Source organism: Mucilaginibacter yixingensis, from assembly GCF_041080815.1.
In the GTDB taxonomy this organism is placed as follows: Bacteria; Bacteroidota; Bacteroidia; order Sphingobacteriales; family Sphingobacteriaceae; genus Mucilaginibacter; species Mucilaginibacter yixingensis.
The window spans coordinates 1,941,914-1,957,538 of record NZ_CP160205.1; the positions used below are offsets into that span (position 1 = coordinate 1,941,914).

Here is a 15,625-nt window from a genome sequence, read left to right on the forward strand (position 1 = left end):
GGTATTGATTAGTTAAGATTCGGGTTACCATCAGCAGTACCTAAGTCACCTTTTTCGTCAGCAGTACCTAAATCACCTTTAGCGGCAAGTACAGTAGCTTTGTTAGTAGGAGCAACGTTTTCTTTGGTACAAGCGGTGAAAGCTGCAGAACCGAAAGCAAGGATGGCGATATATATTAACTTTTTCATGACGTGTCTTATTTATGTGTGTTGTAAACTCTTGTTAGTTATTTATTGCGGGTATTGATTAGTTAAGGTTTGGGTTACCATCAGCAGTACCTAAGTCACCTTTTTCGTCAGCAGTACCTAAATCACCTTTAGCGGCAAGTACAGTAGCTTTGTTAGTAGGAGCAACGTTTTCTTTAGTACAAGCGGTGAAAGCTGCAGAACCGAAAGCCAGGATGGCGATATATAATAATTTTTTCATGACGTGTCTTATTTATGTGTGTGTTGTAAGTCTTGTTATTTATTGCGGGTATTGATTAGTTAAGGTTTGGGTTACCGTCAGCAGTACCTAAGTCACCTTTTTCGTCAGCAGTACCTAAATCACCTTTAGCGGCAAGTACAGTAGCTTTGTTAGTAGGAGCAACGTTTTCTTTAGTACAAGCGGTGAAAGCTGCAGAACCGAAAGCCAGGATGGCGATATATAATAATTTTTTCATGACGTGTCTTATTTATGTGTGTGTTGTAAGTCTTGTTATTTATTGCGGGTATTGATTAGTTAAGGTTTGGGTTACCGTCAGCAGTACCTAAGTCACCTTTTTCGTCAGCAGTACCTAAATCACCTTTAGCGGCAAGTACAGTAGCTTTGTTAGTAGGAGCAACGTTTTCTTTAGTACAAGCGGTGAAAGCTGCAGAACCGAAAGCCAGGATGGCGATATATAATAATTTTTTCATGACGTGTCTTATTTATGTATGTGTTGTAAGTCTTGTTATTTATTGCGGGTATTGATTAGTTAAGGTTTGGGTTACCGTCAGCAGTACCTAAGTCACCTTTTTCGTCAGCAGTACCTAAGTCGCCTTTTTCAGCAAGGATGGTAGCTTTGTTAGTAGGAGCAACGTTTTCTTTGGTACAAGCAGTAAATGCAGCGGATGATAAGGCGATAACAGCCAAAATGAATAGCTTTTTCATAATAATTCCTTTATAAAATATAAGTTAAAATCCCTTTTGAAACACATGTAAATCCCCTTGATATAATCTACATAAGTTATTGTTTTATAAACTGTTGTAGCGTTTATCTAAAGAACTTATGCAAATGTATAAATGTTTTTTTATTTAAAAAAAAATGTTGAAAAAAAATATTTATATCTTTTTTTGTTTTTTTACGTATACGCTTAATTCAATCAATATTGTTAGATTTATATTTGGTGGCTCACAGTATCTTTCAACCCTGTTAATGAAGATTATTTACTCCATTTGTTTTATTTTCCTGGTAGCTGTTACCCCGTTCTACGCTTTTGGTTTTCAAAATGTTACCCAACAGGATACGATGCAGGTTAATAAGCTTAATGCGCAAGCATTTAAGTTAAGACAAACTGACGCAGATCAAACCATAGAAATAGCCACAAGGGCTCTTAATTTAGCAAAAAAAATGGGCTATGTTACGGGCATAGCAGAGTCTTATCGTACAATAGGCATTGGTTACAGTTATCAATATGATCAGGTTAAGGCTTTTGACTATTATCTGAATGCGCTCTCGCAATATCAGCAGAGCAACAACAAAACTGGCGAGGCAAAGGTTTACAATAACATTGGCAATTTGTATCGCGATAACGACAATGAAACCGCTTTAAAATATTTTAAAAAGGCAGACAATCTGGTTTCTAATTTAAATCAGGCCAGTTTGCAGGCGTCTATCTATTTAAATGAAGGCAGTGTTTACCTGCGTAAGGGGATGTACTATAATGCCTTGTTTTTGTTGGACAAAGCCCGCGTTACTTTTGAAAAACTGGGCGATGAGGCCAATCTGGTTATTGCAGAGCAAAACACTGGCGTGGCATATTTTAAACTTAAAAAGTTTGATACTGCTAAAGATTTGTTGATGCAGGCTCATGATAGTGCACTTAAGCTGGAAATGAGCTCTTCTATTGCCGGTATTGACCTTTCTTTAGCATCGTTGTTTATTTCTGCTAATCAATTTGATCAGGCTGAGAAATATATTGGAGAGGGAACCTCTTACTCGCAGAACAAAAAGATAAACTTTGATTTTCAGTACACTAACTACGAATTGGAGTTTAAAAGAAAGAATTTTGATAAAGCGCTGTATTACCTTACCAGCATCTATCATCAGGACAGTCTTGATCACATGAACGCTGTTTCTGCGCGTATTGATCTGCTGGAGAAAAAACACACACAGGATGTTCAGCTTGCTCAAAATCAGGTTATTATGGAGCGGCAGAAAAATACGCGTTACCTGTTTTGGGGGGCCACCACTGCTGCTGTACTGCTCATTATAGTAATTATTTTGCTGGTAGCCAACGTAAAACGTAAGGCCGAAACCAACAATCGCTTAACCGAGCTTAATGCTGAGGTTTCAAAACAAAAAGATGATCTGGACCGCATTAATCATCACCTGGAGGAAATTATTGATGAACGCACCAAGGATCTGCAAACCAAGAACAAAAAACTATCCGAATACTCGTCTTATTTATCGCACCAGATACGCGGCCCGATAGCTACGCTGAAAGGCCTCATGAACCTTGAAAAAGAAGGCCTGGTTGACAAAAATGAATGTATTGCCATGATGGATAAATGCGTGTCAGAAATTGATGAGAAGATCATCGATATGAGCGATATGCTGCATGATCCGGGCCGCACCACGGTATCGTCTGACAATTTATAGAGGCCAGCAGGATTGTATGCGGGCTTCCAACAAGCCCAGATACACACAATACATGGCTATCATCTGTAATATCAGCAGGTTTTTATGACTTTTGTAACCACTGGTTTCAAAAGCAAGCTTCTGTTTACCAGTGGTTACAAAATATCGTACCTCTCCCTTTTTAGGGCTGAATTTAGATTTGACAAGATCAATAACCCTAACTTTAAGTTTAGTGCGCGGATCATGTATGGTTCCATGATTAGCGTTGCCGTTACCTCCAATTGATATAAAATAGTTAGGCTGCATGTTTTCCCTCCAGTTTTTGTAAGGTAAAGAATACAATTATTGCACCATTACTATTTTATAACGATTAAATGCTAGGTTTTATACGGTTTGGGAGTATTAATTTACTATTAGTACTAAAGATTTAGTACTGGTTAATTTGTTGTAGCGTAAATCTGTAGCTTTTATTAAACAGCTACGCGCGATTTGCCACGTAATTCCTCATATAAGCCAATTACCTTGCGTTGTAGCTCTACAATCTGGCTTTCACAATCATTTAGCTTGCGTTGGGCATCGTTAAGATGTACAGATTGATATTCGTCCTGGCCCTCCTCAAAGGTAAGTAGCTGCACAAGGCTCAAATTGAAAATATCTGCCACCTGCTGCAGGCGCGATAAGTTAATGTCGGTAATGCCGGTTTCAATTTTAGAAAATGCTGGAATAGAAATACCCAGTTTGCCGGCTACATCTTCCTGGCTCCAGCCATATTGGTGGCGCACTGCACGGATGCTTTTGCCAACCGCTCTGTTTGATTGGGTTTTTACACTGCTCATTGTATCAATAATTTAAATTGTGGTTATTAACCCTATCCAAACGTTGTGCCACTAGCTAAAAAGGGGATTTTAACCAACAGCACGGGTACTTAATCAATGGGCAGTGTAGAAAGCGGGGAAATTAATTCCCGGTTTATATATCAAATATAATACTTAAGCTGACATCCTGGTAGTATTTCGGGGAAAAATTAATTGACAATACGCAATTTAGCAAATTTGAGCAGCAGTTGTTTCTGTCCAATCTCTTTAAAAAAGATGGTGGCTTTAATATCGGGCTTGTTGCCTTCCAGGCTAATTACCTTGCCAAAACCAAAGCGTTCATGCTCTACTTCCATCCCGGTTTGTAAGCCAGCGGTATCAGAAGGGGCAAAACCTGGCGTAGGTACGTGCGCCTTAGCTAATATAGAGGTTGTTTTTGGCGGTGCCGATGGTGTTGCTGCCTTTGGCTTTGAAAAAGCATCGCTGCCGCGGGTGCTCCAGGCCTGGCGCTCGTCTGAAAATGCTGATGACGATGAGCCGCCTTGCGGGCGCGCAGAGTAATCTAACTCCAGGTAACGTGCATCAATTTCATCCAGAAAACGACTGGGCTCACAGTTAATCAGCGTGCCAAATTTAAAGCGAGATGTGGCATAACTGATGGTTAACTTGGTTTTTGCCCTTGTAACTGCCACGTAAAACAGGCGGCGTTCTTCTTCCAGATCGCTACGTGAGTTAAGCGACATTTGCGACGGGAACAGGTTTTCTTCCAAGCCTACTACATGTACATTAGGGAACTCCAATCCTTTAGAGGAATGGATGGTCATGAGCGATACGGTATCGGCGTTGGGGTCTTTATCGTTATCGTCGTTGGTTAGCAGGGCTACATCCTGCATGAAAATATCCAGGCCTTTTTCCTCGATGTCTTCACGCTCAGAGAATTCTTTGATACCGTTTAGTAACTCCTGTATGTTCTCGTAACGGTTCAATCCTTCTACAGATTTATCCTCATACAGGTCTTTCAACACACCAGAGTGCTGCGCAATATGCAAAGCGGCATCATAAGCTGATTGATTTTTGGTGATGACTTGAAAGCTTTGAATCATGGTGGCAAAGCCGTAAACTGAAGCCGAGCTGCGTCCGTCCAGATACATTTGCGGATTACTGATCACCTCCCATTGGGTAATGTTATGCTGATCGGCCGAAACGATGATCTTATCTACGGTAGTATCGCCAATGCCGCGGCGCGGATAATTAATCACACGTTTCATCGATACCTCATCATTCGGGTTGAAAGTGAGGCGGAAATAGGCAATCAAGTCTTTAATCTCTTTACGCTGATAGAAGGAGAGGCCACCGTAGATTTTATATGGCGTGTTCAGTTTGCGCAGGGCTTCCTCCATCGCGCGCGATTGCGCGTTGGTTCGGTACAGAATGGCAAAATCATTCCACTTCAAGCCCTTGCTGGTACGCTCATACATAATGGCTTCTGCCACCTGCTTGCCTTCTTCGTTATCGCTAAAGGCGCGCATTACTTTTATTTTATCGCCTTGCTCATTCTCGCTGAAAACGTTTTTCTTCAGCTGTTCTTTGTTGTTGGCAATAATGCTATTGGCAATGTTAACGATGTTTTGGGTAGAACGATAGTTCTGCTCCAGTTTGAAGACCTTTACATCCGGATAATCTTTCTCAAAATTAAGAATGTTCTGGATGTTGGCTCCACGGAAGGCGTAGATACTCTGGGCATCATCACCCACCACACAAATATTTTCTGTAACGGCAGCCAGTTTTTTGACAATCAGGTATTGAGAGAAGTTGGTATCTTGATACTCATCCACCATGATGTATTTAAACTTCTGCTGGTATTTGTTCAGTACGTCAGGGTAGCGTTTAAGCAACTCATTGGTTTTGAAAAGCAAGTCGTCAAAATCCATTGCACCTGCTTTAAAGCAACGCACGGCATAGGTTTCATAGATTTTACCCAAATGCCCGCGACCGCTTGAAAAGTCATCAGCCTGAATCTGTTCGTTCTGCTGATATTCCTGCCAGCCAATCAGGTTGTTCTTGGCTGCGGAGATGCGGTTATAAACAAAGTTGGCACTATATAGCTTTTCGTCCAGCGCCATTTCTTTGAGAATGGCACGCAGAACGCTCTTGCTGTCGTCGGTATCGTAAATAGTGAAGTTGTTGGGATAGCCCAGTTTGTCGGCCTCTACACGCAGAATTTTGGCAAACACCGAGTGGAAGGTACCCATCCAGATATTTTTGGCCTCGCCACCCACTACATGGGTAATACGCTCGCGCATTTCTTTGGCGGCCTTGTTGGTAAACGTTAACACCAGGATATTAAATGAATCAACGCCGCTACGCACCAGGTGCGCCACGCGATAGGTAATTACACGCGTTTTACCAGATCCTGCACCGGCTATAATCATTACCGGGCCTTTTAATTGTGTTACTGCAGCTTTCTGTTCGGGGTTTAGTCCCTGTAGGTAGTCCAAAATCTTCTCCTCTTTTCTAAGTGGACGAAATTACGGCATTTGAGGTAAAAGCAAAAAGGATAGAGACGAAAGGTTATTAACATTGGGGAGGTTGTTAAGAAAATGACTCAACGCTGGTTGGATAGCTTTCTTTCCTTAACTTCCCTCAACTTCATCAGCTTAAAAATTCGCCTGGCCAATACCACCGATGGAATTCTGGCTACCAGGTTAATAAAAGCTGCTAATGGAAAAAAGAAAGCTAACACCAATGAGATAACTGAATTGATCATGGCCACATTGCAAGAGCGGCGGTAGAATAAGATAATCCGTTCATCAACATCGGTCTTTAGGAAGCGACCATTTTTGGATGCATAATCCCAAATGTTGTTTTGGAAAATTGTAATCATAAAAACATTGCCGCAGTAAACCACCATAGCTGGCTTGTTTTGGAAATGCATGGCAATAAGTGTGGTGCTGAATGGCAACAACGCTACAAACAGCAGCCAGGCTATGTTATTCCAGAGCAAAACCTCATTAATGTCGCGTATATGGCAGAAGAACCGATGATGGATCATCCAGAACAGGGCGATGATAAAGAACGATAAAAAGAATGCCAGGAAACTGGGCCAGGCCCGCAGTAAGTCGTGATAGGTAAGCGCGTTGCCCGCCGGGATATCTAGTTTGACACCAAACACCAGGATGGTGATAGCTATAGCCACAATAGCATCGCTAAAGAAAACAAGGCGTTCGAGCTCTAAATTTTTTTCTTTGGTTGACATTCACCGTAAAAATAAAAAAAGGCCGGAATTTAATTCCGGCCTTTGAATTTATAACGCCTGTTACTTTTCCCGTTGAATGACAAGTGGGATAGGAGTTGAAGCCTACTTCCTCCAACTATTATTAACACGATCTTCGTCCGGCAGTTGCTTATCCGGGTCAAGTTCAATGGAGGTGATCTCTGAGTTTGATGGATAGCGTAGTGTCCAGGTGCCGCCGCGTTGCCAGATGTTTACCGGCAGGTGCATCAGTTCTGTTTTGCCATTAGCTGTAGTTATTTTCATATCAACCGGCATGGCCATCTTTTCTTTGTTAACCAGCGTAATCAACGAGCCTTTTCCTTGTTCAAACGTTACCGATTCTACTGCCTGATCCAGCCTCCAGGTGGTAAAGAACCACGGTTTGAAAAACCAGTTCAGGTCTTCGCCGGCGGCATCATTCATAGAGCGGAAAAAGTCATAAGGCGTAGGGTGTTTCAGCGCCCAGTGTTTAATGTACTCGTTAAAAGCATAATCAAAACGCTTTGGGCCCAGCACTACATTGCGCAGCATATTTAAACCTAAGTTGGTTTTAGTATAATAAAAACCGTAATCGTTCAGGTTCATGCTTTCGGGCGCTGTCATTAACGGATCATGCATACGTTGCATTGATTTGGCCAGTCCAGGTGCTGCGCGTTCAGTGCTGTCATCATACTCGCCATGATTAAACATTTTGGTAGAGTACTGATTGATGAAAGTATTAAAGCCTTCGTCCTGCCACATGTATTTACGTTCGTTTGAACCAACAATCATCGGGAACCAGTTGTGGCCAATCTCATGCGTTACATCGTTCCACAAGCGGGCATTCTGCATATCGCTCAAACAGAAAATAATACCCGGATACTCCATACCCAATGCCACGCCAGACACGTTTACGGCCGATGTCCATGGATATTCAAAATATTCTTTAGAGTAAATTTCAATAGAGTTTTTCAGATACTCGGTAGAGCGGCTCCAACGGTCGTTACCCGAGCTTTCAACCGGGTAAGCCGACATCGCTATAGCTTTACGGCCCGATGGCAGTTCAACCTTAGCCGCATCCCAAATAAATGCAGTTGAGGCAGCCCAGGCCACATCGCGGCTGTTTTGCATTTTGAAGTGCCAGTTCAATGTGCCTTTGCCCGGGCGAGTGGCTGTTTTGCCAACCTCTTCGGGCTTTACAATCATCACCGTTTTATCGCTGGTGCGGGCCTGTGCCAGACGGCTTTGCTGGGTGGCGGTAAGGGTTTGATCGCCGTTCAGTAAATCGCCAGAGCCCACTACAATCATATTGGCGGGTGCGGTAATGGTATAATCGTAATCGCCGTAATCGCAATAAAACTCGCCTAAGCCCATGTAAGGCAGTGTGTTCCAACCTTCAATATCGTCATAAACGCACATGCGGGGATACCATTGTGCAATCTCATAAACGTAACCTTGTTTAAACTTTTTGCGGCCCATCCGGTCGGCGCCATAAAAAGGGATAGAGAAATCGTAGTTTATTTTTACTTGTATCTTATCGCCTTTTGCGCCCATTGGTGTTTTTAAGCGCACTTGCATGCGGGCGTCGGTAATTACGGGCTCAACGTTATACGTTTGGCCTTTATAAGTAACGCTTACGCTGTGGATGTGGTAGCCGCCTCTGCTAAAGCCCTTTACGTCGAACCGGTCGCCGGTAACGGGGGTGGTAGCAGCACCGCGCGAATCTGGCTTAAAAAGATTTTGATCCAGCTGCATCCAGAGGTAATCGAGTTGGTCTGGACTGTTGTTGGTATAACTAACAATCACCTCGCCGCTGATGGTAGTATCTTTAGCCAGTTCATTAAGGGTTGCATGAATTTCGTAATCAGCGCGGTTTTGCCAATATTTAGAACCTGGAGCACCGTTGGCCGAGCGTACTTCAGAGCCGGTAATGGGCCAGGTAACAGGGCCGAAGATATCTTGATGATCGTATTTGGATGAGTCGGCAGATGTGGATTGAGCTTGTATATTTGTTGCCAGCAATAGCAATAAACAACCACCCAATAGTTTGGTTAATTTGTATATATCCATGTTTGTTTAGTTAGTGGCCGCCAAATTAGTTAATTTTTTTTCAGAAAAACAGAAACCACGTTATAGCTCTTATTAGGAGCAATGTATAACATCTACCGAAAAACATATGAATCGATTAGCCAATTCCTCATCCCCATACTTGTTGCAGCACGCCAATAATCCGGTAGACTGGTACCCGTGGGGCCCCGAAGCGTTACAAAAAGCAAAAACAGAAAATAAGCTGATACTGGTAAGTATAGGTTACTCTGCTTGCCACTGGTGCCATGTTATGGAACATGAAAGTTTTGAAGACACCAGCGTTGCCGCCGTAATGAACGAATATTTTGTTTGTATCAAAGTTGACCGCGAAGAACGCCCGGACATTGATCAGATCTATATGAGCGCTGTGCAACTGATGACCGGCCGTGGTGGCTGGCCGCTCAACTGTATTTGTCTGCCAGATCAGCGACCAATTTACGGAGGGACCTATTTTCGCAAGAATGACTGGGTCAGCTTGCTTTTTAACCTGGCCGATTTTTACAAGAATAAGCCAGACGAAGCCGAGCAGTATGCCGAGCGACTGACTGATGGTATTAAGCAATATGAGTCTATCAGTTTTGTAGCCGAACCAAAGGAGTATAACCAGGCCGATCTGGTTGCCGTTGTCAAAAACTGGGAAGGTTATTTTGACAGGGTTGAGGGCGGCGTAGGCAATCAGCCTAAATTCCCGATGCCTAATAACTGGCAGTTTCTGCTGCGTTATGCTCATTTGATGAAGGACGAGGCCGTTGCAGTGATGACCGAACTCACTCTGCAAAAAATGGCGTATGGTGGCATTTATGATCATATTGGTGGCGGCTTTGCCCGTTATTCGGTAGATAATCGCTGGCATATTCCACATTTTGAAAAAATGCTGTATGATAATGCCCAATTGATAAGCCTGTATGCCGAGGCTTATACCTGGCAACCCAATCAACTATATGCTGATGTGGTTGATGAAACCATTGCCTTTGTACAGCGCGAACTAACCTCGCCTGAGTTTGGGTTTTACTCTGCACTGGATGCTGATAGCGAAGGAGTAGAAGGTAAATTCTACAGCTTCACCAAAGAAGAAATAGATGATATTTTAGATGAGGACTCCATGCTGTTCAGCATCTATTATAATGCTACCGCCGACGGTAACTGGCACGAGGAAGAAACCAACGTGTTTTTTAGAGCGCAGACCGATGAAGAGCTGGCAAAACAGTTGGGCATCCATAAAGAGGGACTGCTGGAAGCCGTGCATCGTGGCAAACAAAAAATATTTGAAGCCCGCGCCAAACGGATCCGCCCGGGGCTTGATTATAAAATTCTGGCCTCGTGGAATGGCCTGATGCTGCGCGGTTTAACAGATGCTTACCGTGCTTTTGATAAACCTGCTTATTTAGAACTGGCGTTGAAGAACGCCGAGTTTATTAAATCAGAACTTGTTACGAAGGACAATAAGCTTATTCGCACCCATAAAAAGATAACAGAAGGCGAGCCCGCAGAAACGGTTGCTTTTTTAGACGATTACGCAAACGTGATAGACGGTTTTATTAGTCTTTACGAGGTAACCTTTGATATAATCTGGCTCAATCTGGCCAAATCACTTGCCGAAACCGCCATTAGTGACTTCCACGAGGAGGCCAAAGGCTTGTTCTATTATACCGCCGCCGGCGATGAAGCACTAATTGCCCGTAAAGCTGAGATTATGGACGGCGTGATTTCGGCATCTGGCTCGGTAATGGCACGTAACTTAAAAAAATTAGGCCTGTTTTATGATGATGAGCGTTATGCCGGTATCTCGGCGCAACTGTTGCGCAACGTGGCCGATATGATACCTAAATATGGTTCGTCTTACGCTAACTGGGCTAATTTGATGCTGGAAGAAGTGTTTGGTATTTATGAGGTGGCCATTACGGGTAATGACGTATCGGCCACGCGCCGTCAGTTGGAAGAAAATTATATTCCTAATAAAATTATACTTGGCGGTAACACGGAAAGTTTACCTTTGCTGCAAGGCAGGGTAGGCGCAGAGCCGCGCATCTTTGTTTGTAAAGACCGCACCTGTGGCTTGCCGGCCAATAGTGTGGCCGAAGCCTTAAAACAATTTGAAATCAAGAATAATCAATAAGTAAATCCATTTAAATGAAAATACAAGCAGAACACGTGGTATCACTTACCTATGATCTCTACGTTACTAACCAGGAGGGCGTTGAAGAATTGGTAGAGCGTACCACCGAAGAACAGCCATTAACTTTTTTGTTCGGCGCGGGCCAGATGTTGCCAAAGTTTGAAGAAAACCTTGATGGCGTAGGCACCGGCGATACTTATGATTTTAAACTTACTGCAGAAGATGCTTACGGTCAGCATGATCCTGAAGCTGTAGCCAGTCTGCCAAAAGAAATGTTTGAAGGTCAGGAGATGCCAGAAGTAGGTAACATCCTGCCACTGCAAGATAACCATGGCAACCGTTTCCAGGGCCAGGTAGTTTCTGTAGTTGAGGATGCTGTAATTGTTGACCTTAACCACCCAATGGCTGGTCAGGATCTGCACTTTAAAGGCACTATCCTGAATGTACGCCCTGCCACTCCGGAAGAACTGGATCATGGCCATGCGCACGGTCCGGATGGTCATCACCACCATTAATAAATAAAAAAGCCCTCTCCGAAAACGAGAGGGTTTTTTGTTTACAATCAATATGCAGTCGCTCGCGTCTTGGCGAGTGACGACTATCCTGCGGCCTCTGGCAGGAGCGATGCAAAATATAGTTGAGCTATTATAGTTTATAGACTGCGGCCGGAGGCCGCAGGATAGTCGTCACTCGGCTGGAGCCGAGCGACTGCAGGAAGACCGCAAAGCGGTATTTTAAGGATTGTATCCGGCCTGATTACACTATCATTATCGATGCTATTTTTCTCCCCCAATCAGCGCTAAAAATCTAAACAATTCTACCCGGCTAATGTTACCTATATTATGCCGACCATCTCAATTGACGAATTAGAAATCATAAAAGTTAACGGCTCAGAGAGCGAGGTAACTTTTGACGAATTAGCAGCCGAAGAACCTCTTGAAATCAGGCTGGAATACGGTGATAAGGACAATCGCCGTGTTAAGAATATTTCTGTAACCATGCGTACGCCCGGGAACGATGTGGAACTTGCAACGGGTTTCCTCTTCACGGAAGGTATAGTAAACAATGTTGAAGACATTGTATTAGCCGAGCCGTTGCAGATTTCCTGTGATGAGGATAAGGAGAATACCATCCTGATCTCATTGCGCGAGGGTGTAGAGCCGAAACTTGGCAATGCCGATCGTAATTTTTATACCACCTCCAGCTGTGGGGTTTGTGGTAAATCATCTATCAATGCTATTCGTACCGTTAATAATTATGCCGCGGTAGAAGGCCAGGGTCAGATTAAAGCTGATGTTTTATATACGCTGCCGGTCATCCTGCGTAAGCACCAGGATCTGTTCGATCATACCGGCGGGCTGCACGCATCTGCTTTATTCTCAACCGATGGCGAGTTTTTACTGGTACGCGAGGACGTGGGCCGGCACAACGCACTGGATAAGCTGATTGGTGCCGCTTTGCAAAAAGTTTGGTTGCCGTTGCAAAGTCAGGTGTTGTTATTGAGCGGTCGCGCAAGTTTTGAGCTGATTCAAAAAGCGGCTATGGCGGGTATCCGTATCATCGCGTCGGTAGGGGCGCCGTCAACTTTGGCGGTAGAGACTGCCCGCTCATTTGGCATTACGCTGGCTGGTTTTCTGCGTGGACGCAGATTTAATATCTATACCTCATCGCACCGTATTTTAAGAGCGCCTGAGTTATGAAAATTCGCATTAAAGGAGATTCTATCCGCTATCGTTTAACCCGGACCGAAGTGGAACGCTTCGCGGTGGAGGGGCTGATCAGGGAGGAAACACATTTTGATACCCGGGTGCTGTCCTACGTGTTGAAGTTAACCGGCGGGGAAGACCTTTATACCGAATTTAAAGATGATACCATCACCGTATACATGCCCCGCACGATGGCCGACGAATGGACAGCCACCGAACGTGTTGGTTTTGCCAATGAAGAAAACCGGCTGGCTATATATGTAGAGAAAGATTTTCAGTGCCTGGATAATGTAGCTGAAGATCAGAGCGATAATTACCCCAACCCATTAGCTGTACATCGACATGAAGACGAAGATTGACGAGGTACCTGAGGCACAAAACCCCGAGATACATGAAAACATAAAAGTTACCGAACCCAAAGAATGGGCCGCGGGAGTAACCGCTGTATGGGCTGCTTTTAAAGACGTGCTGGAAGAAGAAAGCCCGGCGCGTGGCATGAAAGCCCTGCTGCACATGAATCAAAAGGGAGGCTTTGATTGCTCCAGTTGTGCCTGGCCCGATCCGGATGATGACCGGTCGCCCATTGCCGAGTACTGCGAGAACGGGGCCAAAGCCCTGGCTTGGGAGGCTACCAATAAGAAGCTAACTGCCAATTTTTTTGCCAAACACTCTGTCTACGAGCTTTCGCAGATGGATGACCTGGAAATGGGTAAGAAGGGTCGCCTGGCAGAGCCTGTTTATCTGCCTAAAGGTGGTACGCATTATCAACCTATCAGCTGGGATGACGCTTTTAAGCTGATTGCCCGGCATCTTAATGATCTAAAATCGCCGGATGAAGCTGCGTTTTATACCTCTGGCCGCACCAGTAACGAGGCCTCTTTTCTTTATCAGTTATTTGTGCGCGAGTATGGCACCAATAACATGCCCGACTGCTCAAACATGTGCCATGAGTCAACCAGCGTTGGCCTGGCCGATGCCATTGGTATTGGGAAAGGCACCGTAACGCTTAATGATTTTTACGATACCGATGTCATTATTATCATAGGGCAAAATCCGGGTACCAATCACCCGAGGATGCTTTCTGCTTTAGAGAAAGCCAAGAAAAACGGCAGCAAGATTATCGCCATCAACCCCTTGCGCGAAGCAGGCTTGCTGGCCTTTAAAAATCCACAGACAGTAAAAGGCATATTTGGCATGAGCACCCAACTGGCAGATCTGTATCTGCAGGTGCGCATTAACGGTGATATGGCATTGCTGAAAGCCATGGAATTATTGCTTTATGAGGCCGAGTTGGAAAATCCGGGAACGGTATTCGATCATCAGTTTATTCAGAAAAAGACCAGCGGCTATCTGGATTTTATCAATAGCCTGCACCATTATAACGCTGCCGATCTGGCCAAAGATGCTGGTGTAGCACTGGATGATGTGCAACAGGCGGTAGATATGATTAAGCATAAAAAGCGCATCATCATCTGTTGGGCCATGGGGGTTACGCAGCATGTAAATGGCGTGGCTACGGTTAAAGAGATTGTCAATCTCACTTTGTTGAAAGGGAGCATTGGCAAGCCAGGCGCAGGGCTTTGTCCGGTACGCGGCCATAGCAATGTGCAGGGCAATCGTACCATGCTGATCTGGGACAAACCCAAACCCGAGCAATTGGATAAGCTGAAAGAAGTGTTTGGCTTTGAGCCACCACGCGGCAAAGGTTTGGATGTGGTTGAATCGATAAAAGCCATGCATGAGGGCAAATTGAAAGTTTTCTTCGGGATGGGAGGGAACTTCCTTTCGGCTACGCCGGATACCGTTTACACCGCTGATGCTTTACGTAAATTGAAACTTTCGGTACAGGTATCTACCAAATTGAATCGCAGTCATTTAGTACATGGAGAGGAGGCGCTGATACTGCCAACGCTATCCAGAAGTGATAAAGATGTTTCTGGCGGCATGGAGCAGATTGTAAGTTGCGAAAACTCAATGGGCGTATTGCAATTATCAAAAGGTGTGTTAGACCCGATATCTGACAACCTGAAAAGCGAAACCGTTATTGTTTGCGAGCTGGCTAAGGCCACGCTGGGTAGCCGCTCTGTTGTTGATTGGGATAAGTATGCATCAAACTACGATCATGTACGCGATGCGATAGAAAAAGTGATTCCTGGCTTTAAGGATTATAACAAACGCATCCGGGAGCATGGTGGCTTCTACCTGCCAAATGCACCGCGTGAAGGCAGATTTGACAACAAGGCTCATCACAATAAAGCTATCTTCACCGTATCTCCAGTGCCATCTCATGCGCTTGCTGACGATGAATATAGGATGACCACCATCCGCAGCCATGATCAGTTTAACACTACCATTTACGGTAATGAAGACCGTTATCGGGGAATCCATAATGGTCGTCGTGTTATTTTTATGAACCCTGTTGATATAGCCCGCGCCGGGCTAAAAGATGGCGACGAGGTAGACCTGTTCAATTATTTTAATGGCATAGAGCGGGTTGCGCATATGTTCAGAATAGTTGCTTACAATATCCCGGAACGCGATACGGCAACTTATTATCCAGAAGCCAATGTACTAATACCAATAGATAGCGTGGCCGAGCAAAGTAATACGCCTACAAGCAAGTTGGTGGTTATTAAGATCAGGAAGCATCGGGCATGAAATACGACGTTTAAGTATGATGGAATGGATGGGGGCTAAGATTCCTCCTCACGCTACTCCACAAGGCCTCCGCTTGTCCGTTCGGAATGACATGATGATGATTTTGCTTAGAATGATTCTAAATAAGACATCCCCTTTGTAATAATCATTATTAGGCTAACGTTTTGT

At 44.3% G+C, this 15,625-nt stretch carries 16 protein-coding genes; 6 read left to right on the forward strand and 10 right to left on the reverse strand.

Annotation, left to right across the window (positions count from 1 at the left end):
• Nucleotides 1-8: 8 nt before the first annotated feature.
• Genes ABZR88_RS07800 through ABZR88_RS07820 form a run of 5 tightly spaced genes read right to left on the reverse strand, consistent with a single transcriptional unit; the run spans nucleotide 9 to nucleotide 1,131 of the window.
• Nucleotides 9-188, reverse strand: coding sequence for a hypothetical protein (locus tag ABZR88_RS07800; RefSeq protein WP_107830774.1), 180 nt, complete (start codon nucleotides 186-188; stop codon nucleotides 9-11).
• A gap of 58 nt (nucleotides 189-246) precedes the next feature.
• On the reverse strand, nucleotides 247-426 hold the full coding sequence (locus tag ABZR88_RS07805) for a hypothetical protein (RefSeq protein WP_107830776.1): 180 nt from the start codon (nucleotides 424-426) through the stop codon (nucleotides 247-249).
• 55 nt (nucleotides 427-481) lie between these two features.
• Nucleotides 482-661 carry a hypothetical protein gene (locus ABZR88_RS07810; RefSeq protein WP_107830776.1) on the reverse strand — a complete coding sequence of 60 codons (180 nt, stop codon included), beginning with the start codon at nucleotides 659-661 and terminating at the stop codon, nucleotides 482-484.
• Nucleotides 662-716: 55 nt separating this feature from the next.
• Nucleotides 717-896, reverse strand: coding sequence for a hypothetical protein (locus ABZR88_RS07815; protein ID WP_107830776.1), 180 nt, complete (start codon nucleotides 894-896; stop codon nucleotides 717-719).
• A 55-nt stretch (nucleotides 897-951) separates the two neighbouring features.
• Nucleotides 952-1,131, reverse strand: coding sequence for a hypothetical protein (locus tag ABZR88_RS07820; RefSeq protein ID WP_107830778.1), 180 nt, complete (start codon nucleotides 1,129-1,131; stop codon nucleotides 952-954).
• Between the two features lie 265 nt (nucleotides 1,132-1,396).
• On the opposite strand from ABZR88_RS07820, the gene ABZR88_RS07825 reads away from it, so the two are divergent.
• Nucleotides 1,397-2,842, forward strand: a complete 1,446-nt coding sequence (locus ABZR88_RS07825) for a hypothetical protein (protein ID WP_146166600.1) — start codon at nucleotides 1,397-1,399, stop codon at nucleotides 2,840-2,842.
• Here ABZR88_RS07825 and ABZR88_RS07830 read toward each other — a convergent pair.
• The 5 genes from ABZR88_RS07830 to ABZR88_RS07850 all read right to left on the reverse strand — a co-directional run bounded on the left by ABZR88_RS07830 (nucleotide 2,837) and on the right by ABZR88_RS07850 (nucleotide 8,959).
• Nucleotides 2,837-3,127, reverse strand: coding sequence for a hypothetical protein (locus ABZR88_RS07830; RefSeq protein ID WP_107830782.1), 291 nt, complete (start codon nucleotides 3,125-3,127; stop codon nucleotides 2,837-2,839). The two genes, ABZR88_RS07825 and ABZR88_RS07830, sit on opposite strands and share 6 nt — an antisense overlap.
• A gap of 164 nt (nucleotides 3,128-3,291) precedes the next feature.
• Complete coding sequence (locus ABZR88_RS07835; RefSeq protein WP_107830784.1) at nucleotides 3,292-3,657, reverse strand: helix-turn-helix domain-containing protein; 366 nt, start codon at nucleotides 3,655-3,657, stop codon at nucleotides 3,292-3,294.
• Between the two features lie 188 nt (nucleotides 3,658-3,845).
• A complete protein-coding gene (locus ABZR88_RS07840) occupies nucleotides 3,846-6,134 on the reverse strand; it encodes an ATP-dependent helicase (RefSeq protein WP_107830786.1) in 2,289 nt (762 codons plus the stop codon).
• 107 nt (nucleotides 6,135-6,241) lie between these two features.
• Complete coding sequence (locus ABZR88_RS07845) at nucleotides 6,242-6,892, reverse strand: TMEM175 family protein (RefSeq protein ID WP_107830788.1); 651 nt, start codon at nucleotides 6,890-6,892, stop codon at nucleotides 6,242-6,244.
• Between the two features lie 102 nt (nucleotides 6,893-6,994).
• Nucleotides 6,995-8,959, reverse strand: a complete 1,965-nt coding sequence (locus ABZR88_RS07850) for a M1 family metallopeptidase (protein WP_107830790.1) — start codon at nucleotides 8,957-8,959, stop codon at nucleotides 6,995-6,997.
• 106 nt (nucleotides 8,960-9,065) lie between these two features.
• Between ABZR88_RS07850 and ABZR88_RS07855 the strand changes: the two genes are divergently transcribed.
• The 5 genes from ABZR88_RS07855 (at nucleotide 9,066) to ABZR88_RS07875 (ending at nucleotide 15,457) form a co-directional block, all read left to right on the forward strand.
• A complete protein-coding gene (locus ABZR88_RS07855; protein ID WP_107830792.1) occupies nucleotides 9,066-11,093 on the forward strand; it encodes a thioredoxin domain-containing protein in 2,028 nt (675 codons plus the stop codon).
• Between the two features lie 14 nt (nucleotides 11,094-11,107).
• Entirely contained in the window at nucleotides 11,108-11,608 is a 501-nt protein-coding gene (locus ABZR88_RS07860) for a peptidylprolyl isomerase (protein WP_107830794.1), read from the forward strand.
• A 327-nt stretch (nucleotides 11,609-11,935) separates the two neighbouring features.
• Nucleotides 11,936-12,793, forward strand: a complete 858-nt coding sequence (gene fdhD / locus ABZR88_RS07865) for a formate dehydrogenase accessory sulfurtransferase FdhD (RefSeq protein ID WP_107830796.1) — start codon at nucleotides 11,936-11,938, stop codon at nucleotides 12,791-12,793.
• Nucleotides 12,790-13,158 (forward strand): hypothetical protein, encoded by a 369-nt coding sequence (locus ABZR88_RS07870; RefSeq protein ID WP_107830798.1) that lies wholly within the window; start codon nucleotides 12,790-12,792, stop codon nucleotides 13,156-13,158. Before fdhD ends, ABZR88_RS07870 begins: the two co-directional genes overlap by 4 nt.
• A complete protein-coding gene (locus ABZR88_RS07875; RefSeq protein WP_107830800.1) occupies nucleotides 13,142-15,457 on the forward strand; it encodes an FdhF/YdeP family oxidoreductase in 2,316 nt (771 codons plus the stop codon). Before ABZR88_RS07870 ends, ABZR88_RS07875 begins: the two co-directional genes overlap by 17 nt.
• Nucleotides 15,458-15,625: the final 168 nt, after the last annotated feature.